Source organism: Arthrobacter sp. B2a2-09, assembly GCF_027587375.1.
Taxonomy (GTDB): Bacteria; Actinomycetota; Actinomycetes; order Actinomycetales; family Micrococcaceae; genus Arthrobacter.
On sequence record NZ_JAMXIC010000005.1, the window covers coordinates 208974 to 233307 of the forward strand.

General features: G+C 61.6%; 25 protein-coding genes and 1 pseudogene. 9 read left to right on the forward strand and 17 right to left on the reverse strand.

What is annotated here, in order from left to right:
• Nucleotides 1-106 precede the first annotated feature (106 nt).
• The 6 genes and pseudogenes from NFJ07_RS07930 (at nucleotide 107) to NFJ07_RS07955 (ending at nucleotide 4252) form a co-directional block, all read left to right on the forward strand.
• Nucleotides 107-850 carry an SDR family NAD(P)-dependent oxidoreductase gene (locus tag NFJ07_RS07930; protein ID WP_269993565.1) on the forward strand — a complete coding sequence of 248 codons (744 nt, stop codon included), beginning with the start codon at nucleotides 107-109 and terminating at the stop codon, nucleotides 848-850.
• Between the two features lie 341 nt (nucleotides 851-1191).
• Nucleotides 1192-1446, forward strand: a pseudogene (locus NFJ07_RS07935) (hypothetical protein); the annotation flags it as partial.
• Nucleotide 1447: 1 nt separating this feature from the next.
• Nucleotides 1448-2260 carry a xanthine dehydrogenase accessory protein XdhC gene (gene xdhC / locus NFJ07_RS07940; protein ID WP_269993566.1) on the forward strand — a complete coding sequence of 271 codons (813 nt, stop codon included), beginning with the start codon at nucleotides 1448-1450 and terminating at the stop codon, nucleotides 2258-2260.
• 442 nt (nucleotides 2261-2702) lie between these two features.
• Nucleotides 2703-2909, forward strand: a complete 207-nt coding sequence (locus tag NFJ07_RS07945; protein WP_269993538.1) for a ribbon-helix-helix protein, CopG family — start codon at nucleotides 2703-2705, stop codon at nucleotides 2907-2909.
• Complete coding sequence (locus NFJ07_RS07950; RefSeq protein ID WP_269993567.1) at nucleotides 2906-3274, forward strand: type II toxin-antitoxin system death-on-curing family toxin; 369 nt, start codon at nucleotides 2906-2908, stop codon at nucleotides 3272-3274. Before NFJ07_RS07945 ends, NFJ07_RS07950 begins: the two co-directional genes overlap by 4 nt.
• Nucleotides 3275-3325: 51 nt before the next feature.
• The gene (locus tag NFJ07_RS07955) at nucleotides 3326-4252 is read left to right on the forward strand and encodes a GIY-YIG nuclease family protein (RefSeq protein WP_269993568.1); all 927 of its coding nucleotides are present in this window, start codon (nucleotides 3326-3328) and stop codon (nucleotides 4250-4252) included.
• A 358-nt stretch (nucleotides 4253-4610) separates the two neighbouring features.
• Here the strand turns inward: NFJ07_RS07955 and catA are convergent, their stop codons facing one another.
• The 3 genes from catA to NFJ07_RS07970 form a co-directional block, all read right to left on the reverse strand.
• On the reverse strand, nucleotides 4611-5459 hold the full coding sequence (gene catA, locus NFJ07_RS07960; RefSeq protein WP_269993569.1) for a catechol 1,2-dioxygenase: 849 nt from the start codon (nucleotides 5457-5459) through the stop codon (nucleotides 4611-4613).
• Nucleotides 5460-5530: 71 nt separating this feature from the next.
• Nucleotides 5531-5809, reverse strand: a complete 279-nt coding sequence (gene catC, locus NFJ07_RS07965) for a muconolactone Delta-isomerase (RefSeq protein WP_269993570.1) — start codon at nucleotides 5807-5809, stop codon at nucleotides 5531-5533.
• A 49-nt stretch (nucleotides 5810-5858) separates the two neighbouring features.
• Nucleotides 5859-6962 carry an enolase C-terminal domain-like protein gene (locus NFJ07_RS07970; protein WP_269993571.1) on the reverse strand — a complete coding sequence of 368 codons (1104 nt, stop codon included), beginning with the start codon at nucleotides 6960-6962 and terminating at the stop codon, nucleotides 5859-5861.
• A gap of 181 nt (nucleotides 6963-7143) precedes the next feature.
• On the opposite strand from NFJ07_RS07970, the gene NFJ07_RS07975 reads away from it, so the two are divergent.
• Nucleotides 7144-7413 carry a hypothetical protein gene (locus NFJ07_RS07975; protein ID WP_269993572.1) on the forward strand — a complete coding sequence of 90 codons (270 nt, stop codon included), beginning with the start codon at nucleotides 7144-7146 and terminating at the stop codon, nucleotides 7411-7413.
• A gap of 91 nt (nucleotides 7414-7504) precedes the next feature.
• Here NFJ07_RS07975 and NFJ07_RS07980 read toward each other — a convergent pair whose 3' ends face one another.
• Nucleotides 7505-8785, reverse strand: coding sequence for an amidase (locus tag NFJ07_RS07980; protein WP_269993573.1), 1281 nt, complete (start codon nucleotides 8783-8785; stop codon nucleotides 7505-7507).
• Nucleotides 8782-9297, reverse strand: a complete 516-nt coding sequence (gene hpaC / locus NFJ07_RS07985; RefSeq protein WP_269993574.1) for a 4-hydroxyphenylacetate 3-monooxygenase, reductase component — start codon at nucleotides 9295-9297, stop codon at nucleotides 8782-8784. The genes NFJ07_RS07980 and hpaC overlap by 4 nt, the downstream gene beginning before the upstream one ends.
• Before the next feature lie 231 nt (nucleotides 9298-9528).
• Here hpaC and NFJ07_RS07990 point away from each other — a divergent pair, with 231 nt between their 5' ends.
• The gene (locus NFJ07_RS07990; protein ID WP_269993575.1) at nucleotides 9529-10149 is read left to right on the forward strand and encodes a response regulator transcription factor; all 621 of its coding nucleotides are present in this window, start codon (nucleotides 9529-9531) and stop codon (nucleotides 10147-10149) included.
• Nucleotides 10150-10253: 104 nt separating this feature from the next.
• Here the strand turns inward: NFJ07_RS07990 and NFJ07_RS07995 are convergent, their stop codons facing one another.
• Genes NFJ07_RS07995 through NFJ07_RS08025 form a run of 7 tightly spaced genes read right to left on the reverse strand, consistent with a single transcriptional unit; the run spans nucleotide 10254 to nucleotide 15924 of the window.
• Nucleotides 10254-11213, reverse strand: coding sequence for a PDR/VanB family oxidoreductase (locus NFJ07_RS07995; RefSeq protein WP_269993576.1), 960 nt, complete (start codon nucleotides 11211-11213; stop codon nucleotides 10254-10256).
• Nucleotides 11214-11261: 48 nt separating this feature from the next.
• Nucleotides 11262-12020: an SDR family NAD(P)-dependent oxidoreductase gene (locus tag NFJ07_RS08000; RefSeq protein ID WP_269993577.1), complete on the reverse strand. Its 759-nt coding sequence runs from the start codon at nucleotides 12018-12020 to the stop codon at nucleotides 11262-11264.
• A 7-nt stretch (nucleotides 12021-12027) separates the two neighbouring features.
• A complete protein-coding gene (locus tag NFJ07_RS08005; protein WP_269993578.1) occupies nucleotides 12028-12585 on the reverse strand; it encodes an aromatic-ring-hydroxylating dioxygenase subunit beta in 558 nt (185 codons plus the stop codon).
• Nucleotides 12575-13855 (reverse strand): aromatic ring-hydroxylating oxygenase subunit alpha, encoded by a 1281-nt coding sequence (locus tag NFJ07_RS08010; protein ID WP_269993579.1) that lies wholly within the window; start codon nucleotides 13853-13855, stop codon nucleotides 12575-12577. The genes NFJ07_RS08005 and NFJ07_RS08010 overlap by 11 nt, the downstream gene beginning before the upstream one ends.
• Nucleotides 13856-13883: 28 nt before the next feature.
• On the reverse strand, nucleotides 13884-14378 hold the full coding sequence (locus tag NFJ07_RS08015) for a nuclear transport factor 2 family protein (RefSeq protein WP_269993580.1): 495 nt from the start codon (nucleotides 14376-14378) through the stop codon (nucleotides 13884-13886).
• Between the two features lie 4 nt (nucleotides 14379-14382).
• The gene (locus tag NFJ07_RS08020; RefSeq protein WP_269993581.1) at nucleotides 14383-14763 is read right to left on the reverse strand and encodes a hypothetical protein; all 381 of its coding nucleotides are present in this window, start codon (nucleotides 14761-14763) and stop codon (nucleotides 14383-14385) included.
• A 21-nt stretch (nucleotides 14764-14784) separates the two neighbouring features.
• Nucleotides 14785-15924 (reverse strand): acyl-CoA dehydrogenase family protein, encoded by a 1140-nt coding sequence (locus NFJ07_RS08025; protein ID WP_269993582.1) that lies wholly within the window; start codon nucleotides 15922-15924, stop codon nucleotides 14785-14787.
• Between the two features lie 166 nt (nucleotides 15925-16090).
• Between NFJ07_RS08025 and NFJ07_RS08030 the strand changes: the two genes are divergently transcribed.
• Nucleotides 16091-17671, forward strand: a complete 1581-nt coding sequence (locus NFJ07_RS08030) for a PAS domain S-box protein (protein ID WP_269993583.1) — start codon at nucleotides 16091-16093, stop codon at nucleotides 17669-17671.
• 109 nt (nucleotides 17672-17780) lie between these two features.
• On the opposite strand, the gene NFJ07_RS08035 is transcribed toward NFJ07_RS08030, so the two are convergent.
• The 5 genes from NFJ07_RS08035 to NFJ07_RS08055 are packed head-to-tail and all read right to left on the reverse strand — an operon-like array spanning nucleotide 17781 to nucleotide 24176.
• Nucleotides 17781-18950 (reverse strand): Gfo/Idh/MocA family protein, encoded by a 1170-nt coding sequence (locus tag NFJ07_RS08035; RefSeq protein WP_269993584.1) that lies wholly within the window; start codon nucleotides 18948-18950, stop codon nucleotides 17781-17783.
• Complete coding sequence (locus tag NFJ07_RS08040) at nucleotides 18947-19852, reverse strand: ABC transporter ATP-binding protein (protein ID WP_269993658.1); 906 nt, start codon at nucleotides 19850-19852, stop codon at nucleotides 18947-18949. The genes NFJ07_RS08035 and NFJ07_RS08040 overlap by 4 nt, the downstream gene beginning before the upstream one ends.
• Nucleotides 19853-19863: 11 nt before the next feature.
• Nucleotides 19864-21678, reverse strand: a complete 1815-nt coding sequence (locus NFJ07_RS08045) for a dipeptide/oligopeptide/nickel ABC transporter permease/ATP-binding protein (protein WP_269993585.1) — start codon at nucleotides 21676-21678, stop codon at nucleotides 19864-19866.
• Complete coding sequence (locus NFJ07_RS08050) at nucleotides 21675-22616, reverse strand: ABC transporter permease (RefSeq protein WP_269993586.1); 942 nt, start codon at nucleotides 22614-22616, stop codon at nucleotides 21675-21677. The genes NFJ07_RS08045 and NFJ07_RS08050 overlap by 4 nt, the downstream gene beginning before the upstream one ends.
• Before the next feature lie 42 nt (nucleotides 22617-22658).
• On the reverse strand, nucleotides 22659-24176 hold the full coding sequence (locus NFJ07_RS08055) for an ABC transporter substrate-binding protein (protein WP_269993587.1): 1518 nt from the start codon (nucleotides 24174-24176) through the stop codon (nucleotides 22659-22661).
• Nucleotides 24177-24334: the final 158 nt, after the last annotated feature.

Consider the following 24334-nt stretch of genomic DNA (forward strand, 5'->3'; position numbering starts at 1 on the left):
ATTGGAGGCCCCCAGCAGGAAAACGGCCCGGGCCCGATACGGTTCAGATTCTCCGGCCATGAATGCGAGAAATTGAAAAGGACACAATATTGGAAGCGAGAACGACATGAGTCAGACAAAAGCCGCAGGACGCGTAATCGTGACCGGCGGTGCTTCAGGTATCGGTTTGGCCGTCGCGAAGGCATTCCTCGAAAGCGGCGCCCAGGTCGGTATCGTTGACAAGGCATTTGGTGACGCCCTCGCGGGATATGGCAATCGCGTACACACCAGGGTGGCAGACGTCTCCGACGAAACGGAGATTGCTGGGGCCATCAACGAACTGAGCACTGCCATGGGGGGCGTCGATACGGTCGTGGCCAGTGCCGGCATTGACGGGGAATTGGGCGCCGCCGTCGGTGACGTCACTACCGCCGACTTTCGTCGCGTTCTTGAGGTGAACGTGCTCGGCGTGTTCCACGCTGTCAAGCACTCTCTGCCGCACATGATCGAGGAAGAGCATGCATCCGTGACGATTATCGGGTCGGATTCGGGATTCGTCTCGGCCCCAGGCATGCTTGCCTACAACGCCTCGAAAGGTGCCCTAGTGCAACTGACCAGGGCCCTATCTTTCGAGCTTTACGCCCAACACGGCATCAGAGTCAACAGTGTGTGCCCGTCGATCGTTGACACGCCCATGGCACGTCGCGGTCTGGGCGTCGAAAGCTTCGAGGACGCGCCATACCCGGTCAACACAGCGGAGGATGTGGCCCGAAGCGTACTGTTCCTCTCTTCTCATCAGTCGCGAGCGATCAACGGAGTGAACTTGCTGTCCGATTTTGGATTCTCCGCCCGCTCGTCTTTTCCGGCATGAGAGGACGTGCATCAGTATGCGTCAAACCATCCGGTCAGCACGGGGGAGGCAGCACTGAATCGTCCCGCGTTTGAGGGAGGCATCGATTACCCGGGAGGACAGTTCCTACACCAGGACAGCGGAACTGTCGGGTCGAACCGCGTGAGCGCGCGATACGGATGGCGATTGAGGCAAGGAAGGACCGGTCGACCTGGACATGGGCATACCGCCGTAGCGGCGAGCAGTTTGGAGTGAACCCCGAGGCATTGCGGGCTGGGTGGACCGTGCAGAGGTCGACGAGGGACTAAGAACCTGTTTGAGTAGTCTCGGGCGCGCGTCGGTTGGGGGCCTCGCCGGCTGCCTTGGCAAAGGCCACTGAAAGCGGAGTCGTCTATGGCTCGAAGGCCGTAGGTGAGCCCCCGCTCGTGCTGACCATCAGCGTCCGCGAGGCGCTCCGGGAGGCGATTGCAGCGTTCGATTCGGGCGGCACGGCCGTTGAGCTGGCGAGCCCGGCCACTCCCGAGGCAGTGTTCTGGGCACTTGAACGGGTTACCGCGGCGGCTCCGGACGAACATGACGACAGCGTCCGCCGGCCCTACTCAACATCAGCGCACTGACATGGACTGGCTGGACGCCCTGCAGCATTTGCGGGCCGCGGGTTTGCCCGCCGTCCTGGCGACCGTCTCTGAGGTGCGCGGACATGCCCCCCGGGAGGCAGGGGCCAAGATGGTGGTAGGGGCGGATTCGACGTGGGGAACCATCGGGGGTGGCAACCTCGAAGCGACCGTGGTGGATCAGGCCAGGGACATGATGGACCGGGGAGTCTCCCTTCCCCAAAATGCCGAGTTTCCACTCAACGAGCATGCAGTTACGCAGCACGGGAAGCAGTGCTGCGGCGGCAAGGTACGTGTGCTGCTCGAACCCTTCCTGCCCCTTCCCACAGTGGCGATTTTCGGCGTCGGGCATGTTGGCTACGAACTCGGCCGTATCCTGTCCCGGGTGCCAATGAACCTGTACGTGGTGGACAGCCGGGAGGAGCAGCTGGACGCGCCGCGCCTGGCCGACGTGACCTCCGGTGCTGCGGACGTGCGGTCAGTGCACACGCCAGTCCCTGACTCCTTCCTCCGGGAGCTACCCGCAGGCACCCACGACTTCATCATGAGCCACGACCACTCTGAGGACTTCCTCCTCTGTGACGCAGCCCTGCGCCGCGGAGACCTGGGGAGCGTCGGACTGATCGGCTCGCGCGCCAAATGGCTGCGGTTCCGGCAGAAGCTCGCAGCGGAAGGTTTCTCTGAGTCCGAGATTGACCGCATCCAATGCCCGATCGGACTGCCGGACGTGCCTGGCAAAGCCCCCGCGGTAATCGCCGTCAGCGCATCTGCTGGCCTACTCCCCACCCTTACCTCCCGCGCCTTTTTCCAGGGGTAGTTGCGTTCCAAAAGACTCACGCCTTGCCTTTCACCCAATGGGCTGGGGCGCACCTCATTTGACCGGATCGTGGCGCACCCCACTCGAGACGCTTTTCACGAAGCCTGCCACGTCTCTGAACGTGCTCCAGCCACTGGTGGCATCATCAGCACGAGCACATCGAGGAAACCCTAACTGCTCGTAACTCAGTTCTCACTTGCCCTGGTCATCCGAGCCGCACTAATCTTTATCGGCCCAAGCTCCCGCCTCGACCCCACTGATCGGGGCTTGTGAGTGCCGCACCAGCTGGCTTCGGGTTCTGTCCCTTGCGATTTCTGACTACGGTTGCAGGCTCCTAGCAAGACCAAGCAGGTGCGCGGAAATACCGAAAAAGGCTCCTTTGAGGAGACGTCGACATCTCCTTACCTCAAGGTGACTTGGTACTGGTTTGGTACCATGGGGCATGGCTATGAATCTGCGTGTTCCCGAAGACCTCGACCGTCGTCTCGATGAGCTTGCCGCCGAGGAGCATACGTCCAAGTCCGCGCTGCTGCTCCAGGGGGCCGAGTTGGTCCTGCAACGGCACGGTCGCCGCCGCGAGATCAATGAGGGTCTGGATTTCGTGATGAGCCATGACGCGGAGCTGCTCAAGCGCCTTGAGGATGCATGAGTTCGTACCTCGAAATCGAGGACGCACTGCAGGTGGTCGACCGGTACGGGTTCCACATCCGTGACATCGGGCTGCTCGCCTCGGCTTTGGCGCGCCCTGCAACGACGGTCATGGGCACGGAAGCCTATCCTCAACTGGCCATGAAGGCGGCGGCGCTCCTCGAGTCCGTGGCCAGGTTTCATCCGCTCATCGACGGCAACAAGCGCACCGCGTGGACGCTCATGGTCCTTCTGCTGTGGATCAACGGCTACCGGCACGATTTCAACACGGCAGAGGGCTTCGACCTGGTGGTGGGCGTGGCCGCCGGCGACATCGATTTGCAGCGCAGCGCAATCCTGATAGAGAAACACTTGATTCGACGGTAGGCCCAGCGGGGAGAGCTCGGGCTGATTCGCTTCACGGCATAAGGCGATCTCATGGCTGATCTGCACTCCCTTGTCCTCGACGTATCCGGGGAATCCGCACTTGCCACGAGCGTGCCCCTCACCCTTGGCCATCTCCTGGCGAGTATGGGCGCAGATCATGTGGAGCCGATCCAGCTGAAGGACATCCTCGTTGTCCGCCACGCCTTCAAGCCGGGCGATCCGGTCCACCTTCACGGGCCGGAGGTTCTGACCGTGGAGAGGGTCCTCGAATACACCCGGGTCCAGTGGCCTGGACAGTTCGCCAAGAAGCCGCCGCGGTACTGGGTGATACTGGTTGCCGACGGCGGGCGCCGATCGCGGTTATTCGGAGTCTTGGAGAATTATGGTGAGGTCCAGCGTACAGACGCTGAAATCCATTTCGACTTGCGCCCGAGTAGCTTCCTGTCTCCTCTGGTTGGCCGGCTGGTTGTTGAGTGGGGAGTCAATACCCAGGCTTGGTACTGGTACGGGGAAACGGCGGCGAAACTGCCTGTTTTGGAGATCGCGGACCGGGACAAGGTTCCCTTCCCCGGTTTCGACAATGTGTTGCTCACGTATCACGAGTTGTGCGAGATGGTGGGGGATTCGCGTTACGTAGACTGGCAGGTGGCCCTGTCGGAGGTTCAGGGCATTTACTTGATCACGGACTCCACTAACGGCAGGCAGTACGTCGGAAAGGCCGAAGGCGCTCAGCGCATTCTCGGCCGGTGGACAGCCTATGCACAGGATGGTCACGGCGGGAACGTCGCCCTCCGTCAGCTTGCCTACGACAGTGCAGTTGGCGAGGCGACAAGGATTAAGAAAGACCATGCCCGGCACTTCGTCTTCAGCCTTCTGCGCGTGTTCGGCCCCAGCACACCTTCATCAGAGGTGGACTTGGCCGAGTCCCATTACAAGGACGCCCTGATGACACGCAAGTTCGGCCTTAACAGGAACTGATCGAGCCAGCCGTCACTACTCTGACCGCGTGCGACGATGCGACGACCGCGGAATACCTCAACCCACACGGAAAACCGCTAAGTTCCGCGGAGAGTCAGGACGTCATAAGCCGTTGGCGGACAGTGAAATACGCCGTCCCATGAGAAGGGGACAGCGGTCTCCCCGGCCCGCTTCGGATCTGTTCATTCGACTGGAGAACTGTTCATCGCCAAAGGCAAACCGACGGTGTTGACCCGACGGGAACCGACCCTTCTTCCACGGATGCCTCGTGTTCATCTCCGGAAACCGCGCTGCAATGCGCAGAGGCGTGCACTTCGGACTGACCCGAACTGCACGCCTCCATCGCAAATTCTGGCGACTACCCAGCCGAAGCGAGGACAAAGTCGTAGCTGACCTCGCGGCCCGTACCGTCCGCTTTATCCTCCGGCTGAAGGACGAGTTCGGGTTTGACGGCCGAGGCTATGTCGTCTGAGAGGTGCTCATCAGCTGTGAAGTACAGCTGGGTGGTGATGAGCTGGTGCCCGGGGGCGCTGACTTTGAGGTGGAGGTGTGCCGGGCGCCAGGCATGCCAACCAGCGGAGGCGATGAGCTCGCCGCAGGCGCCGTCTGTGGGGATCTGGTAGGGCGCCGGTTGCACCGTGTTGATCCGGTAGTCGCCCTCGGAGTCGGCAATCACCGTGCCGCGGAGGTTCCATTCGGGAATGCCAGGGGCGAATTGAGAGTAGAAGCCGAGGTCGTCTGCGTGCCAGATCTCTACCTGGGCACCGCCGATGGGTTCTCCGTTGATATCCGTGACGCGGCCTTGGAATAGGAGCGGGGTGCCGGGCTCGTCGTCGCGCATGGGAAGCGTTGCCGGGGTCGCCAGAACAGGCGAACCCGGAACATAGTAGGGGCCCTCGATGGTTCCCTTGCTGCCTTCCCGGTCCGCGTTGGCGACTTCTTCGACGGCGTGTTCAATCCAGACGTCCAGGAAGAGCGGCCATTCGCCGTCTTCTCCTACCCTGATGAGCCAGGATTTCAGGGCGTTGTATTCGTCGTAGGTGACCTCTTCCTCCATCACGGTGTCCGCCAGAGCTTTGATGGCGCGGGTGGCAAGGGCGTTGACGCGTTCGGTGCCAACTTCCGCGGCGACCGACTTGTCCGAGCGGAAGCGTTCGGTGGCGTTGGCCCCGGACGCGGCGGCTGTTGCGGTGATTTCGACAGACATGGGTTTGTCCTTTCATTGTCATTCCGACTCTGCAGTGAGGCGGTAATAGCAGGGTGGGTCAATCGAGGTCGTCAGGAGATCGACGACGGGTGTTTGGCGAGGGCAGTGACCTGGATGTCCATATAGGGGAACAATGGAAGGCTCTGTAGAAGCTCGTGTAGCTCGTCATTGCTCTCGACGTCGAAGATCGAGTAGTTGGCATATTGCCCCACGACCCGCCATAGGTGGGGCCATCGGCCGTCGCGTTGGAGGCCTTGGGAGTAGGTTTTTTCTTCCTCCTTGACGGCCGTGGCCTGTTCTTCGGGCAGATTGGCGGGGAGGTTGACGTCCATTCGGACTAGGTACAGCACGATGCTCCTTTGCATTCGAGGGAATTGGGGGAGGGTCTGCCCAGGCGGGCTACTTGTCCTGCCGGTAACGTGCGAGTTTGTCCTCGTCGATGTCAGCTCCGACGCCGGGGACGTCCCGGACACGGATGCGGCCGTCTTGGATGACTATCTGTTCGGCCAGGAGGTCATCGGACATGTCAAGGAAATTGGAGAGTTCACCGGCACGCCGCGAGGTGGCCTCGTGCGCGGCGCCGAAGGTTACGGTGGCGATCGTCCCAAGCTGGGTGTCGATCTGGTTTCCCATCACGACGTCGACGCCCAGTCCGGTGCAGAGGCCAAGTATTTGCTGTGCTTCAGTGAATCCGCTGCGAGCGGTCTTGATGCTGATGGCGTTGCATCCGCCCGACAGCAGCTCACACGAGGCATCGCCGGCGGTGGGGACGCTTTCATCGCCGACTACAGGGATGGGGGATTTCTCCACCAGGCGCCGGCGGCTCATTCCTTCCTTGGCATCGCAGGGTTCCTCCAGGAGGGAGAGTCCCAGGCCCTCCGTGCGGCGCAGGACTTCGAGCGCTTCGTTGGCCGTCCAGCCCCGATTGGCGTCGAGGTACAGCTCGGTGTCCGGGTCCAGCCCGGCGCGCAGTACGCGGCATGCTTCGATGTCCAGCGACAGCGGGCGGCGCCCGACTTTGAGCTTGAAGGTGTTGATGCCGTATTCGTCCTGGAATCGTAGGGCCTCATCCAGCAGCTTCTGCGCCGGTTGGAAGCCCAGCATGTGGCTGACTTCCATGGAGTCGGTAAATCCGCCCAGCAGCCTGCTGACCGAAAATCCAGTGGCTTTGCCGATGATGTCCCAGAGGGCGATATCCAGGCTGCCTTTGGCCACCTGGTTATGGACTGTCCGGGCGAGGATCTGGTGGATCTTCCCGCGGTCCATGGGGTCCAGCCCGGTAACAGCGGGAGCGAATATCTTGGTGACCACCGAGATGATGGAATCCTGCGTCTCGCCATAGGTGAACGGGCGTGGTGGAGCATCCGCCGTGCCTACCAAGCCGTCATCGGTGTGGACCCGGATGAGTACGTGCTCCGCGTCGGACACCCGCCCGCTGGCGAACTCCAAGGGCTTGGAATAAGGGATCGAGTAGGGGATCGCCTCAATGCGCTCAATCTTCACGGGGTGCCTTCAGGAATTGGAATGGTGGGTCACGAAGGCGATGCCTTCCCTCAATATCCTTACGTGGAATTCCGTGCGTGAAAATGCGAAAAACCACTGCCAGACGTAAAGCTTTCTGCCCTTCCGGGGTAAGGAAATCCCCCATACCCTGCTGATAAACAACGTGAAAGGAGAACGCCCGATGGCCCATCCCGCAAAACATGACCGGATGTTTCTGACCTGCTATGCGGACACATTCGGTTACGGCTGGCACCACGTCGATCTGTTCGTCCACGACGAGAACGACCTGGAGGTGAACTGGGTGCACTGGCAAGTGGACCGAGACGGACCGGAGGCAGCCGACACGGTCACCGCCTGGGTTGAGCCGCAGCTCAAACGCGTGTCCGAATGGATGCATGGAATCAGCGCCAATGGTTCCGAGTACTGGACTGCGGACGCGGCCTGGGCATGATGGCGAAGCGCAACCCCGTGTGACGCATGTAAAGGAAGGTCCCGTTTGGAAATCCAAACGGGACCTTCCTTCGTGCATCGGACCTGCCTGGCTATACGTGAACCAGGGAAGCTTCAAGCCGCTCCGCGATGGCGAAAAGGCGGTGTTCGCGGCCGGGGGCTCCGATGAGCTGAATGCCGAGGGGCATTCCCGCGGAGTCCTTAAGGCCGGGGATGGTGATGACCGGTAGGCCCAATGCCTGCCAGGGCCGGCTGAGAACTGGAGTGCCGGTGGCTTCGATGCCGACGGGAGCGGCGCCCAGAGCGGCCGGGCCGAGGATCGCGTCGAAATGTTCAAGGGCCGACTCCACCGAGCTGCGGGCATTGGCAATCCGGAAGAGCGCTGCCACATAGTCCGCCTCGAATGTGTCGGCGCCGCTGGACAACAATTCGGCGAGCGGGACGCTTAGCAGGTCTGACTGTTGCAGCTCCCGGGCGCGCTCGCGGGCTGCTTCGAAGGCCATGACGGTGGCGTGGTCGCCGGCCAGTTGACGGACAACATCATGGTCGGTCCAAGGTCTGCATCGGGCACCTTCGCGGCTCATCGCGACGGCAGCCAGTTCGACGGCGGCTGCCATGTCCGCGGAGACCTCGCCCAGGCTACTGCCGTTCCACTGCAAGAGGAGCGGGGCATCGCCGTCGATTGAGTCCGTCGACGGCGGCGCCTTACGGGTCAGGGCGCTCCAGACCAGCTGTAGATCGGCCACTGTCCGTGCCAGGAACCCGAGCGAGTCCAGAGAGGGACTCAGCCCGGTGACGCCGCTCATGGAGAACTGGCCCTTGGCTGCGACGAACCCTGCGACCCCGCAGAAAGAAGCGGGTCGCGTGAGCGATCCTGCCGTCTGCGTTCCAATGGCTAGCGGCACCATTCCGGCGGCGACGGCGGCCGCCGATCCGCTGGATGAGCCGCCGGGGGTGTGTGCCGGATTGGCAGGGTTGCGCGTGGGGCCGGGAGCGAAATAGCCGAACTCGGTGGTGACGGTCTTGCCCATGACCACGGCACCTGCCTGCCGGAGAAGCTTCACGCAGTCGGCGTCCGTGACAGCCGGTTCGCCACCGCGTAGTACGCTGCCGCAGCGGGTCGCCAGCCCCTGGACGTCGATGAGGTCCTTGATGCCGACCGGTATTCCCCAAAGAGGACCGCGCGTGCCTGCCGCGCGTTCCAGTTCTCGGGCAGCGGTGCGGGCACCGGCCGCGTCGATTTCCACCCAAGCCCGGATCTCGGGTTCCGCAGCGTGCGTTCGCTGCCAGGCCTGCTCGACGGCGGCGCTTGGCGTCACTGTGCCGGAAGACAGGGCCTCTGAGAGCTCGCGGAGCGAACCGCTCGACCTCAAGCGACAAGCTCCGGTGTTACGGAAAGGCGATGAAACTGCCTCTTGAAGTAGATGAGGCTGTCACGCTCCTCCTGGACCTCAACACGGTCCACCTGGACGAAGATTACTGAGTGCGATCCCTGGACGGAGCGGCCGCTGATCCGGCCGACGATTTTGACAAGTGCGTCACGCAGCACGGGAACGGAGTCAGCGCCCTCTTCCCAGATATCCCAGCCGAAGCGTTCCTCCATGGGAACGCGCGTGGCTCCGGAGAAGTGGCGGGCGAGTTCCTCGTGTTCGCCGCTGAGGACGTTGATGCACACCTCGCCATTGCTGTTGAAGATATCGTGTGTGGCGCTGTTCTGGTTGACACAAACCAAGACCGTGGGCGGGGAGTCTGTGACGGAGCAGACGGCGCTGACTGTAATTCCCACGCGCCCGTGTGGACCGGCGGTGGTCACCACGTTCACAGCCGCCGGCAGGTGGGCCATGGCAGACCGGAAATCTTTCTGGATTTGCGTGAGTTCAGGCATTTCTCTTCTCCAACTGTCGTGACCGCTAATTCTGGCCAGTCCATGAATCCTTGTGATAAGAATCTATGGCGGACCGGACTTAATGGGTATTGCGATTTGTCCCACGCAATTTCAGAATTCACTTCAGTGTCGTAGGTAGTTTCTTTAGTCCGTTATTGATTGACGGCCATGCCGTGGACTCGATACCGTCGAGTTTCCCCCTACTACACCCAGGCAGTGCAAGGTCCCCACATGGATTCACCAGAAGCCCTCGTTTACATCGTCGACGACGACCAGGAGCTGTGTGCCTCTTTGGCATGGCTGCTTGAATCCGTCAGCATCCAGTCCCGTAGCTTCTATGACGTAGCGTCGTTCTTGGCCGAGTACGACCCCGACATTCCGTCCTGCCTCGTCCTGGATGTCCGGATGCCGAGGGCCGGCGGGTTTCAATTGCAAGAGACCCTCAACCAGATCGCTTCGCCGATACCTATCATTTTTGTTTCCGCCCACGGCGACATCAGGATGTCCGTGAAGGCCCTGCGCCAGGGAGCCGTCAATTTCCTGGAAAAACCGTACGATCCCCAGCTAATGCTCGACGTTGTCCAGGAGACACTCGAACTCGCCCGCGCGCGCTTTGAATCCGACCGCGGGCGACGGGAAATCGAGCAACGGATCGCAGGCCTGACGCCTCGCGAACGGGAAATTCTAGCCCTCGTTATCGACGGTCTGCCGAGCCAGAACATCGCCAGGAAGTTGGGGACCAGCGTGAAGACCATTGATGTCCACCGCACGCGAATCAAGGCGAAGACCGGAGCGGACAGCATCGCCACACTGGTCCGGGACATTCTGCAAAACAACGTCAAGGTCGCTTAAGGCTGAAGCCGGGCCTCTTGGGGTCTCGACGAACGAAGGAGCCCCGTGGCTGATCTGGATGGATCGACCACGGGGCTTCTTTGCGAAAGCCGGCACTCCTGCTTTCAGAACAGCTCGAGAACCAGCCTGGGGGACTTTGACCGGGAGACACAAGCCGCGATCTGGTCGTTGGCCTTCTTTTCTCTGCTGGACATGCACTGGTCCCGGTGATCCGGTTCGCCCTTGAGGACCCCCATGATGCATGTCCCGCAGATCCCTTCCTGGCAGGAAGTGTCCACTTCAACGCCGTTGTTGGCGAGGACCTGCACGATGGACTGACCAACGGGGACCTCGTAAACCTCGTCGTCGAGTTCCACTTCAAAGGGAGTGTCGCCTCCGGCGTCCACGGGCGCGCCGGCCTGGAAGTGCTCGATGTGTACGTTGTCCTCGGGAATCACCGCGGTGGCGCTGTCCCGTACACGGTCCATGAAGCCCTGGGGACCGCACGTATAGACATGCGAGGCGCTGCTGAGGCCCGCGAATGCGCCGTCCAGCACGGCTGGCTGCTGGTCACGCTGCAGCCCGAAATGGAATTGGACCCGCTCGCCGAAACCGCTTCGCTTCTCAAGGAGTTCGCAGAACGCGGCTTCTTCGCGGGACCGCGCAAAGTAGTGCAGATCGAACTCCTCTCCTCTCCGGCGCAGGTGGTAGGCGATGCTGATCATCGGGGTGACGCCGATGCCGGCCGCCACCAGGATGTGCCGGTCGGCGTCCCCGGAGACGGATAGGAGGTTGCGTGGTGCGCTGATCTCCAGCTCGTGACCGACTCTGACGTGGTCATGCAGCGCCAGCGAACCACCACGTGACTCCGGTTCCAGCTTGACCGCGACGATGTAGTCGTCGAGCTCGTCCGGTGGACTGCACAGCGAGTACTGGCGCACGACGGCGGTCGGGCCGACGACGTCGATGTGCGCCCCCGCCGGATAGGGGTCGAACGGTGCCCCGTCCGCACGTTGGAGGCGGAAGGACTTGATGCTGCTGGTCTCCTCAAGTACTTCAGCTACGCGTACCTTGAACATGCCCATGGGGCAACGCTCCTTTCTTCTCTCAGCTTGTAGACGGGCCAGCTGGCGCTAGCGCATGTAGAGGCCACCGTTGATGTCCCAGCAGGCCCCTGTGACGGAGAATGCGCCAGGGGAGGCCAGGAGGGCCACGGTGTCTGCGATGAACTCGGCATCGCCGAAGCGGCCTACCGGAATGTTGGCCTTGATGGTGTCCAACTTGTCCGCGTCTACGGTTTCGTAGACCACCGGGAGGTCTAGCGGCCCGGGGGAGACGGCGTTGACGGTGACGCCGGAGGAGGCGAACTCCCGGGCGAACACCTTGGTCAGGGTGGATACGCCGCCCTTGGATGCAGCGTAGTGGGCTCCCGTGGCCGTGCCGCCATTGTGGCCTGCCAGAGAGTGGATGTTGATGATCCGGCCGAAGCCGCGGTCCCGGAAATGCGGACCGAACACTTGGCAGCCCAGGAAAGTGCCGTTGAGGTTGATCTCGACATTCGCGGAGAACTCCTCAGGCGTGATCTCCAGCAATGGCGCGACCTGGGAACGCCCGGCATTGTTCACCAGCACATCCGTGCCGCCCCACTTTTCAACAAGGAGGTCCCTGACGGCCTCGAAGTCGGCCTTTTTCCGGACATCGAGGGCGCCGGCCCAAACGGTTTCCCCGGAGGGGTCCAGGTTGTCCGCGATGGGTTGTACGGAGGCAGCGCTGGTGCCGGTGATCGCCACCCTGAAGCCTTCCTTGTGCAGCTTGCGGGCGATGACTTCACCGAGACCGCGAGCGGCGCCGGTGACCAGTGCTACATGGTTCACTGTGGATCCTACGTTCATGGTGGTCCTAGAGGAGGAAGCCGGAGGCGTTGACGGCGGAATCGGAGTTGACCAGCCGGATGAGTTTGAGCTCGATCCGGGCATCGTCACCAATGAAGCGGATGCGGTGCGTGAGGTCGGCTCCGAGCATCTGGAACTTGTCCCGCTTGAAGCCCACCAGGACCTGCGCAGAGCGCAGGGTCACGGTGTCCGCGGTGATCTCTTCCACAGTGAAGCGGGAGATGGTCCGAGAGGTGCGGGCGGCAGCGACGGCGGACATCGAGTACCCCTGCACAAGGCGGGTGACGCGCATGTGGCGCATCCGCGCGTCGTCGTACACCATGTTCAGGGACGATTCGAAGTCGTCGGTGTCAGGGTCGACGGGAATGACGTACTTGGCGTCCTCCGTGTACAGCGTCTGCCAGGATTCGTAGTCCTTGTCGTCCAGCAGTTTGGCCTCGCGCCAGATCAGCTCGATGGCACGGCCCACCAGGGGATCGGCGAGCCGGCCGAGGCCCAGCTCGTAGCGCTGGGGCGCTGGGCGGTTGTCGATCGCGGCCACTTCTTCAACGGTGTCAGTTTTCATCGCTCATCATCCTTTTCCACATTGCGTAGGATTCGCGCATGCCGGTTTCGTCCGTCACGTGCGAGGTCTTCCAGCCTTCATCCACGGTCACCTCACGTCCCAGACCACGGTTGACCAGGATCGGCATGTCCGGGTTCGCCACGGCGCCGCGCTGCACCCGGTCCCAGGCCTCGGAGTCATCGGAGGTGCCGAAGCCGAAAGGCCCCTGGAAGTGCTCGTGGATCCGCAGGCGCTCGCGGTTCACGCTCTCCGGGCCGCCCTTGAGACCGAGCGCCATGTGCTGGATTTCCGTTTGGTTGACCGAGATCGGGCGCAGGACCCGGAAGAAGGACATGGAGAGCGAGAGGTTGGGAAACAGGTTCAGGTTGTAGCCAGCGCCGTGCATTGACCGGACAATACGGCGGACCTGGTCCTGGGGCATGGTCTGGGAGAGCTCATCGATGATGTGGCGGAAGCGCTCCTGCAGTTCCTCGTTGCCGTCGTCCTCCTCCAGGTCTACGTGTTCGGGGACCATAATGGCGACGCTGTGCCCGTTGCCGAGGGCATGGGTGACAGCCGCGTCGTCCGTCATGAAGGACAGCATGTCCGCGGTCTCGGCGTCCACGGACGCCATCCAGGAGCGGTGGACGATGGGGAAGTGGTAGCCGTCGGTGGTGTTTTCCAGCTGGATCTTCCAGTTCCCGTTGAAGCGGAACTTGTGCTCTCCCTGGACCTTGACGGGGAAGCCTGCGCCCTGCTTCATGAAGCGGTCGATCCAGATTTTCGCATCGCCGAGGAAGTCATCGAGTGGCTCGATGTCCGGTTTGAAACTGGCGAAAATCAGTCCGTTGTAGCTCTCCACGCGCAGGCGCTGCAGGGGCAGGTCGCGCTTCTCGGTGACGCCCTCGTAACCGTCCGGGTACGGGATGCCGCGAAGGTTGCCCTCCAACGAGTAGGACCAGGAGTGATACGGGCAGGTGAAGCCGTTCGCCTTGCCCTTCGGTACCTCGCAGACGCTCGCGCCGCGGTGGCGGCAGCGGTTGAGCAGCACGTTGAAGTTGCCCTTGCGGTCACGGTTGACGATGACCGGCTGAAGGCCGATGTGTGACATCTTGAAGCTGCCGGCCTCCGGGATCTCGCTTTCGTGGGCTACCCAGACCCAGGTGCTGTAGAAGATCTTTTCCATCTCCCAGTCGAAGATCTCCGGGTCGGTGTAGAGCTGGGCGGCAACACGGTCGCCGTCGGCAAGGCCCGCGAATCCGCCGGCCCTTTCGGATGTTGGTGAAGTCATGGGATGCTCCTTGGTTTCTTTCTCGGGGCTATGCATGGACTGGGTTGACGAGACCGGCGGTAAACAGCTTCTCGGTGCGGAAATGACAGATCCGGGCCGTTCCGTCGATGAGCTCAAAATCGACCGTGAGGCGGGCCGAGATCAGTTCCGTCCCGCCGCCGTCGTACTCCGAAAGCTGCTGCATGATCCACTGGCCGCTGGCGGTGCCGTCGGCTGCTGCGACGAGGCCGTTACCGAGCAGATGGACATTGCGCTTAAAGTGCGGTGACGGCGGAAGGAAGTTCGCGAGCATCGCGAGGATCGCGGGACGGCCCTCCAGACGTCCGAATTTCCCGGTGTATTCGGGGCCGGTGCCTTCCCAGACCGCATGCTCGGTGAACAGCGAAGCCATGTCCTCCCACGGGAAGGAATGTCGCGGGACGTCGCACAGGTCCATGTAGCGGGAGAGCGTGGCCCGCACCGCTTCCTGGAGCTCCAGCACGGCCACGCGCTCGGCCAATGTGGCTGCCGTGTCGTGTTCCATCGGGCTAGCCAGCCGTTTCGACGTCGTCGCGGATGGTCAGGGCTCGGCCGATGCGCGCCTCGATCTTGGCGTACCGCCAGAGGGCGTATTCGCCCACCATCGTCGTGCGGAAGAGGTTGCACGCAGCCTTGACGGTCTCCTGTGTATCGACGTCGGCCAGGATGTAGCACGTCCACGGCCAGCCGTCCGATGGTCCCACCAGGTGGGAATCGTCATCCATATTGCCGATAACGTCGACGCCGGGCATACGCGCCATGTCGGCCATCATCCTTGAAAAGGCAGTCCAGACAATGCCGATTTCGCTCTTGGGTAGATCGAAGAAGTTCTGGTTGATACCGATGCAGAACAGTACGCGCAGTGGCGGCGTGGTGGCGGTTTGGCTCATGTCAGCTCCTTGAGTCCTGGGTCAGATGAAGGCGGGGATCGACGGCGGGACGTCCATCAGGACGGCGCCGGCGCCGTCGTAGATCCCGTCGCCGAGGAACGCGTGCTGGGTGACCACCGAGGCGTCGCGCAGGTAGCGCTGCATCGGGTTGGTGTCGTAGATGGCCGCCGTTCCGGAGAGCGTGTACGCAGTGTGTACCGCCTTGGCGCCGACCCGGGCTACGTGGGTGGACGCCAGGCGCAACAGCGCTTTTTGCTTGTCTGTCGCCGGGTCGCCGGCCTCCACCGTCGCATATACCTCGTCCGAGATCTCGTAGAAGAACGCGCGGGCAGAGCGGAGTTCCGCTTCGGCCTTGGCAACGTCCATGCGGTAGTAGGCCCTGTCGGCAAGCTTGGGGGCGCCGGTAATGCCGGTGCGTCCGCTCCCGGTGCTGATTGCGTAGTCCAGGGCTGCGCGGCCAGCGCCGAGATTGACGACGGCGAGTACCTGGGCCGCGTAGGCAATCGCGGGGTAGCGGTACAACGGCTCGTCAACGGTGGCCTTGCCGCCACGGACAAAGGTCCATTCGTCCCTCACCACCTGGCCGTGGACCCGCAGGTCATGGCTGCCGGTGCCATTGAGGCCGATGACGTCCCAGTTCTCAACGATCTCGACTTGTTCGGGACGCAACAGGGCAGTCAGCGGCTTGCCGTCAGTGTGCTCGTTGCCCACGAGTCCAACGCCGAGGATGTCGGCGCTTTTGCAGCCGCTGGAGAACTTCCATTCACCGGCTACATTCCAGCCACCATCGACGCGTTCGGCTTTCTGGACAGGAAACAAGCCCCCGGCAAATGCCACATCGGGACCGTCGGCGTACAGCTCGGCCTGGGTTTCCAGGGGCAGGGCAGCCAGGTAGACGGAGGAGCCGAAGCTTGCTACCCAGCCGGCTGAAGCATCCACGGCCGAAATTTGCTCGATGATCCGGAGGAACTGGCTCGGCGGAAGAGCGTCGCCGCCGAAGCGTTGGGGAGTGGCGGCCCGGTAAATGCCCAACTTCTTGAATTCCGAGATGATGTCCCTGGGGACAAATCTATTTTCTCCGAATTCTTCCCGGCGCTGGGCAATAAGCTTGAGCACGTTGTCGAGCGTGGTTTGCGGAGCCCTAGCCAAGACGTCGGTCATCGAATTTCTCCAATCGATACTGCTGCCAAATTGTTTCTGGGATTTAACCTATTTGTGGGGGCAGTTGCCTTCAATCGGTGATTCGTACCCGTAAACCAAGGAAATGCCAGTGAAGAGTAAGGGAAATACCTATGCGGGGAATGCCGTCCGCGCGCTAAAATCGTGTGTGCCTATTTCCTTGCCAGGCGAACCCGCGGGCCGGACTGCCGAGCCCGGAGACGCGGGCCCTTCTCCGTCCACGCAGCCGGGTCCGTCCGCCGGGCCGGGCCCCGCTACCGAAGATTATGAACGCCTCGTCCGGTCGCTGAGCTACTGCATCCTGATCCATGACGCCGTCACGAAGGACATCCTCTGGGCCAACCAGGCTGCCTGCGACATGCTGGGCTTCACCTTGGAGGAATTGAAACCACTCAAGGCGCCGGACATGAGCAGCGCGGATTCCCGATTCCGCCGCTCGGTGGGTGTGCAATGGCTCCAGGATGCGGCCGACCACGGAACCAGCAGAACCGAGTGGATGTACCGCTCCAAGACGGGGCGCGAATTCCTGACTGAAGCCATTGCCGTCCGGGTCGGACTGACAGCCGGCGAGGCCATCATGGTTCAGTTCCGGGACATCGAAAAAGAAGAGTCCCTGAAATCGGAGCTACAGAGGACCGAGGGGCGTTTGCAGGCATTCCTGCGGCGCATGGCTGAGGGTATCCTCGTGCTGGACCGGGATGGCAGGATCACTTTCGCCAGCGGAGCAGCAGCGGGTCAGTTGGGGTACGCAGTGGACGAACTGCTGGGGGAGAATTTCGTTGATCTCTGCGCTGCCTCCTCCAGGCCTGCCCTGCGAAAAGCTCTGGTCAGGGATCCCGCTGACGGATCCTCCTTGAGTCTGCGCGTCGAAGTTGTGCATCCCGACGGTGCCAACAAATGGTTTGGCGTCAGCTGCCAGCACATAGCGCTTGAAAAGGACCTCCGCGGTGCCATGCTGCTGCTCCAGGACATTACGGAGCAGGTTGTCGCCGAGGAAGAGCATCGGCGGGACCTTGAGCACCTGAATTACCTGGGACGGTACAACGCTATGGGTGATATGGCGATGGCGATCGCCCATGAGCTCGGCCAGCCACTTGCGGCAGCAACGAACTTCGTGGAGGGAGTATCCCGTCGAGTAAGAGATCCCGAAAGTAGCATCAAGGATCTTATTTATGGGCTGGATAATGCCCGGCTGCAAATCGACCGGGCAAACCAGATCGTAAAGAGCCTGCGCGATTTCGTCGTGCAACTTGAGCATTCCGAACAAGTGGTGGACCTGAATGAAATCGTCAGGGATTGTCTTTACTTCATTCGGTTGCGGGCTGATCAACACGAGACGGAATTGCAGCTGGTCATGAGCGAGAACCCCATTTGGATTCGCTGCGAGAAAGTCCTCACGGGGCAGGTGATCCTGAACCTTTGCCACAATGCCATTGACGAGATGTCTGGCTGGCCGCAGCGCGAGCGGCACGTCGTCATCACGACTTACACCACAGAGACGGCTGGCGTTTTCCGGGTGGCTGATCGCGGCAAAGGCCTGTCCCACATCCCGGACGGCCGCATCTTCGACGGAGCTTTCACCTCGAAGTCCACGGGAAGCGGCATTGGCCTAGCTCTCAGCCACCGCATTATCACGCGCCAACACGGCCGCATTTATGCGGAGGAAAATGAGTCCAGGGGTGCCTCGTTCACGTTCGAGTTGCCTTTGGCCACCGACTTCGGCGCATGACGTAACGGCTCGCAGGTTGATGTTGTGGGTGCAAAGCCATGGACCTTTGAGCGATGGGGCACTCAAAGGTCCGTGACTTTGGGCTCTTCTTTGCGACGCCCGATAGGGCCTAATGCCCTGCTACCTGGATGAGGGAGCTTTTGGCGGCAGAACTTTCCTCGACCGCGGCCAGGATGCGTTGGACGGACAGGCCGTCGTCGAATGACGGCGACGGCTCGGTGCCGTTTCCAATCGCAATGAGGAAGTCGCGGATTTCGTGGGTAAACGTGTGTTCCCAGCCGATAATGTGACCTTGCGGCCACCAGGCGTTTAAATATGGGTGTTCGGGTTCGGTGACGAGGATGCGGCTGAAGCCTTGTTCCCTGACGGGAATGGTGGCATCGAGGAAGGCGAGTTCGTTGAGTTTTTCGAGGTCGAAAAGCAAGGCACCCTTTTCCCCATAGATTTCGAGCTTGAGGGAGTTCTTCTGCCCGGTCGCCATACGGGAGGCTTCCACGGAAGCGATTGCCCCGGACCCGAGGGTCAGGGTGGCCCATGCGGCGTCGTCAACTGTCACATCTTCGGGACCGTTTATTCCCGGGCGGCTGGTCACGAAGGTCTGCGGCCGCCCCGAGGCTTCGGTGACGGAATCGCCGAGGAGGAACAGAATTTGATCGATGGCGTGGGAGGCGATGTCGCCCAGGGCGCCGGAGCCTGCGGTGTCCTTGGTCAGGCGCCAGGTCATGGGGGATCGGGCGTCGCCAAGCCAGTCCTGCAGGTAGGCAGCGCGGACGTGCCTGACGGTGCCGAGCCTGCCTTCGGCGATCAGTTCCTTCGCGAGGGCCAAGGCGGGGACGCGGCGGTAGTTGAAGCCGATCATGGAGTGCACGCCGCGTTCGCGGGCCGTGCGTGCGGCCGCGGCCATCGCTTCGGCTTCGGCCAGGGTGTTTGCCAAGGGTTTTTCGACGAGGACGTGCTTGCCGGCTTCGAGGGCGGCGATGGCGATTTCAGCGTGCATCCAGCCGGGCGTGCAGATGTCGACGATGTCGATGTCGTCCCGGGCGATCACTTCGCGCCAGTCTGTGGCAGCCTCGGCCCAGCCGTATTTTGCAGCGGCTTCGGTGACCAGCCGGGTGTCCCTGCCAACGAGCACTTTTTGTTCGAAGGTCGGAACGTCGAAGAAGCTAGCTGCATTTCGCCACGCATTCGAGTGTGCCTTGCCCATGAAGGCGTATCCGATGGCGGCCACTCCCAGCGAGGAGGGCGACTGATGGTTGGAACCATGTTCTGTGACACTCATGAGGCGGGGCTTTCGAATGGACCTGCCACGTGCAGCTTGGCGCTGAACTTTTGGCGGGCAGCACGGCGGCTTGCCTGGCGGGCAGGGTCGGGAACAGGGGCGGCCAGCAGCAGCTTCTGCGTGTAGGCCTCTTTCGGCTGAGTGGTGACCTTGGCGGCGTCTCCGGTTTCGATGATTTCTCCCTTGTACATGACCGCAACACGATGGCTGATGTATCGCACCACCGAGAGGTCGTGGGTCACAAAGAGATACGAAACCCCCGTGCGCTCCTGGATTTCGATAAATAGGTCAAGGACACGTGACTGGTTCGAGAGGTCAAGTGCGCTGACAGGCTCGTCGCAGACGATCAGGCGCGGATCGCGACACAATGCTCGGGCGATGGCGATACGCTGACGTTGTCCGCCGGAGAATTCCCGGGGCAGCCGGTTTGATGCGTCCCGTGGAAGATGGACCTGTTCAAGCAGGTCTTTCACCCGCTGTTCGGCCTGAGCCCTCCCGGTGCCTGCGGTAAGCAAAGGCTCGGTGAGGATGTCAAGCACGGTCAGCGCCGGATTGAGCGACGTGTAAGGGTCTTGGAACACGACCTGGATTTCGTCACTGAGGGTTCGCCGCTGCTTGCGGTTCATTGCTGAGATGACTTGGCCGTCGTAGCGGATGCGTCCGGTGGTAACCGGTGCAAGTCCGAGGACTGCCCGTCCGAGGGTGGTCTTTCCCGAGCCTGATTCACCGACCAATCCCACTGTTTCGCCCGCCCGTATGTCCAGCGAGACCCCCTTGAGGGCCAGGAAATCGGGGCTACGCCATTTCTTGGACGGGTATTGGACAGTGACGTCCTCAATGCTCAGTAACGGAACCTCAGATCCATTGTGTGATTCTTCCGGGGCTTCAACGGCGGCGATCATGTCACTTCCCATCAGGCGGTTTGTGCCCTTTTAGGCAACTTCGGCGTGCTTTTCAAAGGGGACCTCGGCTTGGCGTCCTCCAAAGTGGATGACAGCAGCATCCGGGTGTACGCATCCTGCGGAGCCGAGAAGAGATCCTGGACGGAGGCAGTTTCAACGATTTTCCCGGTATGCATAACGGCCACGCGATCACAGATGTCGGCAACGACGCCGAAATCGTGGGTCACGAGGATGACGCCCATATTGCGTTCTGCCTGCAGGGAACGGATCAGGTCGAGTATTTCGGCCTGGACCGTGACGTCCAAAGCGGTAGTCGGCTCGTCCGCGATCAGTAGATCCGGATCGCATGAAATCGCTCCGGCGATGAGTACGCGCTGTGCCATGCCTCCGGATATTTGATGCGGGTACGAGGAGTAGACCCGGGCAGGGTCGTTGATGCCCACGCGTTCAAGGAGAGCGAGCAGGAGTGTCTTTGCCTCCTTGGCTGAGACCTTCATGTGCTGGCGCACAGGCTCCGCCAATTGGGAACCGATGGTGAACGATGGGTCCAGGTTGGACATAGGTTCCTGTGGCACATAGGCGATGCGCTTTCCACGGAGTCGATTCATCGCGCTACGCCCCAGCCCTTTGAGCTCCACGCCGTCAAACAGCAGCCGGCCAGCCGAAACCCGCGCCTCTGGCGGCAACAGGCCCAGAAGGGAAAAGGCTGTCTGGCTCTTGCCGGAACCGGATTCTCCCACTAGTCCCAGGACCTGGCCGCGGCAGACAGTCAGGGATACCCCGTCCACCACGGTTCGCCGACCGCCGTCGACCGGGTAATCCACCATCAGATTGTCCACTGCAAGGAGGACATCGTCCGCCACATCGGCGAAATCGGCAGGCGCCGATCCTTCGCTCGACGATGAGGCATCACGGACGCGATCTGAGCGTCGTGTGGGCCGCCTCCTGGAGCCGGAGAGGGTGTCGCGCAGGGAGTTGGCCAGCAGGGCGAGCGAGGCCGTGGTCATGCAGATGATCAGCGCAGGCCATAGGAGCAACAGCGGCGCCGAGTAGATGTTGGCGAACGCGTCGTTCAACATTGCCCCCCAGCTGGCTTCGGTAGGAGAACCCAGACCCAGGAAGGCAATGCCTGCCTGGATGCCGATGGAAACACCGAAGATCTGGGCAGCCTGGATGATGGAAGGAGCTTGGACAACAGGAAGGATGTGCCGGCGCATGATCCGTGCATCAGACAGCCCCGAAACCTTCGCCGCGTCAACGAACAGTTCCTCGCGCACTGATACTACGGATGCCCGAACCAAGCGGTAGACGGACGGTGAAACGATGAGTCCCAGGACCGCCATGGCGACGTAGGTACTCTGGGAAACCGCGGCCATCACCACAAGGAGGATGATGATGGCAGGGACCGCCATGATGAAGTTGCTGGCCCACGCCAGGATAGCGTCGGCACGTCCGCGATAGTAGCCGCCAAAGAGACCGGCGGGCACGCCCACGGCAAACGCGACTAAAACGGCCACACAGGCTGCAGCCAGACTGGTCTGACCTCCGTACAGCAACCGGGCCACAACGTCGCGCCCCACGCCATCGGCACCGAGGGGGTGTTGCTGGCTCATTGGCGCAAGGGTCTCGGCAAGCGATGACTTAATCGGATCCTGGTCCGTGAGGAAAGGAGCGAGGACGCTCGCAGCCGTCAGCAGTAACAAGACGACGATGCAGCAGATGGCGACGGGGTCCTGAAGCAGCCTGACGACGATGTGACGGCGCCTAGCTGTCTCCCCGCTCGCAGCAGCGGCGGCCACTGTGCCGTCAATGGGAGGAACAGTCATTCTGCACGCACCTTGGGGTTGAGCCAGCCGTAGGCCAGGTCAGCAATGAGATTTACAACGACAACGATCAGAACCATCACGATCACGACGCCCAGCACCACCGGTGCGTCCCCTTGGACCGCCGCCGAAGTGGCGATGCTGCCGATGCCGCGAAGGCCGAAGACTTTTTCGACGATGACCGCTCCTCCGACCAGTCCAATGAATTGAAGGGAGAGCACGGTAACAGCCGGGGGTGCCGCATTGCGGAGGACGTGCTTGAATACAATCCGCCCGTCACTCAAGCCGCGGCTGCGGAGTGTGCGAACGTAGTCCAGTTTGAGAACGTCAAGCATGGAGCCGCGAAGTTGCTGGGTGGTTGCTGCGGTGGCTCCGAATGCCAGTGCAATCGACGGCAAGGTAATGGATCGCAGCCATTCAACGGCAGAGCGCTGGAACGGCACGAAACCTGTCGCTGGGAGCCAACCAAGGTTCACCGCGACCACCATGGCCAGAACGAGCGCGACGAGGAAGCCGGGGATCGAATCGGCCAGTACCGCCGAAGCCTGGACGGTCTTATCGAACCAGCCGGCACGGAGAGCCGCCAGCGAGCCCAGGACGACACTGACCAAGGCTGACAGGAGCAAAGCACCGAAAATGATCGAAAGGGTTACCGGCAGGCCATTCAGCAGCGTGGTCGAGACGGGCACGTTGTTGAACCAGGACTTGCCCAGGTCGCCGCTGAGGGTGGTGCCGAGCCAGTCAAAGTAACGGACTCCGAGCGGTCGGTTGAGTCCTAGTTCCGCGGCCTTGGCCAAGGCCTGCTCCGGCGTTGCCGTTTCCCCCACAATATTGCGAGCCACGTCAGATCCCGTGTAGTTCAGCATGATGTAGGTTGCGCTGGCGACCAGGATCACGAGCAGGATCCCTGCCAGTAGGCGCCGAATCAGAAACACGACCATCCCGTCCTCCTTCTATCTATTGGTGGTCTAGTGCCGGGGGTTTTAGCTGGCCGGCTTGAAGTTGAACAGAGGCGGGGTCTGGTAGAACGGGTGCATAGTGACTTGGACGTTCTTCGAGGACGCGTAGACGTCCTTCACCACGTCCCAGGGTGCATCCCAAGCCTGCTGGACCAAGTACGTGTTCAGTTCCTTATACAGGGCGACCTGCGCAGATCCGGTGGAGGCGCTGATCCGGGACAACAAGTCAGTTACATGCTTGTCTTCGTAGTGCAATGGGTTCCACGTGGCCTGCTTAGAAACGATGAGCTGGATGGCGATCCAGGGATCGACGCCACCTGTCTTGAAGTAGGACATGGCGTACTTGCCGGCAAGAATTGAGGGCATGAATTGATCGAACGGAATTTTGTCCAGCTTGACCCTCACACCGATGTTCCCCAACTGCTCAACCATGGCTGCTTGCATCTCCGGGAAGAGCGACGAAATGTCGGGCATGACAACGTCGAAACCATTCGGGTAACCGGCTTCAGCGAGCAGCGCTTTGGCTTTCGCGGGGTCATATTTGTAGGTTTGGTCCAGTTCCGGCACAAAAGCTTCGCTGTCAGAAGTGAAATGCTGGGTTGTCGGCGTCCCCAGGCCCTTCTTGGCGATTTTTACAATGGATGCGCTGTCGAACGCGTAGTTGAGGGCTTGGCGCACCCGGACATCGGCAAGAGCCGGTACGATCGTGCCCTTCTTGTCCCAGATGTAAAGTCCTTCAACGACCCCGGGAGTAACCGTGTCAACCTTGAGGCCGCCGGCCTTGACAGCGTCAACACGGTCCGGGGAAATGCTGGCGCTGTCGAGCTGGCCAGACAGAAGAGCATTGGTCCGCGCCGTCGGGTCAGACATCGTCTTGATGTCCACTTTCGCAAACGGGTAGGAACTCTTATCCCAATAGTTCGGGTTCGCTACGAACCCGTACTCGGTGCCAGCCGTAGTGGCCGCCGGGTCGAGGGTGTAGGGTCCCGAACCGACGGGGACCTGGGGACTCGTGAGTGATTTCGGGCTGGCGATCATGCCGGGAACATTCGCCAGGCTCCTCAGAAGCGACGGAGTCGGGGTGGACAACTTAACCAGCACGGTGGCCGGATCGGTAACTTGAACGTCGGAAATTGCTTTGATCAGGGCTGCAGCTTCACCTTTGCCGGCTTTGGTGTGAAGCAGGTTGGCCTTGACCGCTTCGGCATCCAGCGGCGTTCCGTCGCTGAACTTCACGTCGGCCCGCAGTTTAAGCGTAAGTGTTGTCAGGGTTGCGTCGTATTGCCACGAAGTCGCGAGGTTCGCGGTGGGAGCACCCTTGGAGTCCATGTGCAGCAGCGCATCGAAGACCGGTTCGTAGTACTGCTCCGCATTCCCCATTCCTGCTTCGGCCAGATCCCAGGACTTCAGGGCCTGGGACGAAGCGAGATTCAGCGTGCCACCGGCTTTGGCGCCACCTGATGCCGCGCCCCCGCTACCCCCGCATGCTGACATCGCCAGCGCCAGCGACAAGGCGCCGGCGAGTATGAGCTTTCGTTTCATGGTCTTACTCCTCGTTGGGGGATTCTCTGGATGACTGGAAAACAATGGGTTCTGTCCGCATTGGGTGCTTGAATGATCTGGGATTGTCAGCAGCCGCGGTGCTGGCGAGCTTGGGGTCAGTCACGCCTGCCTGCGCGGCTATTTCGCGATTCGCGGTC

What these genes read in the sequence shown, in the direction of transcription:
- NFJ07_RS07955 (WP_269993568.1), top strand. Translation starts at nt 3,326, where the DNA reads ATGGCTGATCTGCACTCCCTTGTCCTCGACGTATCCGGGGAATCCGCA.
- NFJ07_RS08040 (WP_269993658.1), bottom strand. Translation starts at nt 19,852, where the DNA reads ATGATCGCCGCCGTTGAAGCCCCGGAAGAATCACACAATGGATCTGAG.
- hpaC (WP_269993574.1), bottom strand. Translation starts at nt 9,297, where the DNA reads ATGCCTGAACTCACGCAAATCCAGAAAGATTTCCGGTCTGCCATGGCC.
- NFJ07_RS08055 (WP_269993587.1), bottom strand. Translation starts at nt 24,176, where the DNA reads ATGAAACGAAAGCTCATACTCGCCGGCGCCTTGTCGCTGGCGCTGGCG.
- NFJ07_RS07975 (WP_269993572.1), top strand. Translation starts at nt 7,144, where the DNA reads ATGGCCCATCCCGCAAAACATGACCGGATGTTTCTGACCTGCTATGCG.
- NFJ07_RS08050 (WP_269993586.1), bottom strand. Translation starts at nt 22,616, where the DNA reads ATGGTCGTGTTTCTGATTCGGCGCCTACTGGCAGGGATCCTGCTCGTG.
- NFJ07_RS08015 (WP_269993580.1), bottom strand. Translation starts at nt 14,378, where the DNA reads ATGGAACACGACACGGCAGCCACATTGGCCGAGCGCGTGGCCGTGCTG.
- NFJ07_RS08000 (WP_269993577.1), bottom strand. Translation starts at nt 12,020, where the DNA reads ATGAACGTAGGATCCACAGTGAACCATGTAGCACTGGTCACCGGCGCC.
- NFJ07_RS08010 (WP_269993579.1), bottom strand. Translation starts at nt 13,855, where the DNA reads ATGACTTCACCAACATCCGAAAGGGCCGGCGGATTCGCGGGCCTTGCC.
- catA (WP_269993569.1), bottom strand. Translation starts at nt 5,459, where the DNA reads ATGTCTGTCGAAATCACCGCAACAGCCGCCGCGTCCGGGGCCAACGCC.
- NFJ07_RS07990 (WP_269993575.1), top strand. Translation starts at nt 9,529, where the DNA reads ATGGATTCACCAGAAGCCCTCGTTTACATCGTCGACGACGACCAGGAG.
- NFJ07_RS08025 (WP_269993582.1), bottom strand. Translation starts at nt 15,924, where the DNA reads ATGACCGACGTCTTGGCTAGGGCTCCGCAAACCACGCTCGACAACGTG.
- NFJ07_RS07950 (WP_269993567.1), top strand. Translation starts at nt 2,906, where the DNA reads ATGAGTTCGTACCTCGAAATCGAGGACGCACTGCAGGTGGTCGACCGG.
- NFJ07_RS08045 (WP_269993585.1), bottom strand. Translation starts at nt 21,678, where the DNA reads ATGACTGTTCCTCCCATTGACGGCACAGTGGCCGCCGCTGCTGCGAGC.
- NFJ07_RS07930 (WP_269993565.1), top strand. Translation starts at nt 107, where the DNA reads ATGAGTCAGACAAAAGCCGCAGGACGCGTAATCGTGACCGGCGGTGCT.
- NFJ07_RS07945 (WP_269993538.1), top strand. Translation starts at nt 2,703, where the DNA reads ATGGCTATGAATCTGCGTGTTCCCGAAGACCTCGACCGTCGTCTCGAT.
- NFJ07_RS08035 (WP_269993584.1), bottom strand. Translation starts at nt 18,950, where the DNA reads ATGAGTGTCACAGAACATGGTTCCAACCATCAGTCGCCCTCCTCGCTG.
- NFJ07_RS07995 (WP_269993576.1), bottom strand. Translation starts at nt 11,213, where the DNA reads ATGGGCATGTTCAAGGTACGCGTAGCTGAAGTACTTGAGGAGACCAGC.
- NFJ07_RS08005 (WP_269993578.1), bottom strand. Translation starts at nt 12,585, where the DNA reads ATGAAAACTGACACCGTTGAAGAAGTGGCCGCGATCGACAACCGCCCA.
- xdhC (WP_269993566.1), top strand. Translation starts at nt 1,448, where the DNA reads ATGGACTGGCTGGACGCCCTGCAGCATTTGCGGGCCGCGGGTTTGCCC.
- NFJ07_RS08020 (WP_269993581.1), bottom strand. Translation starts at nt 14,763, where the DNA reads ATGAGCCAAACCGCCACCACGCCGCCACTGCGCGTACTGTTCTGCATC.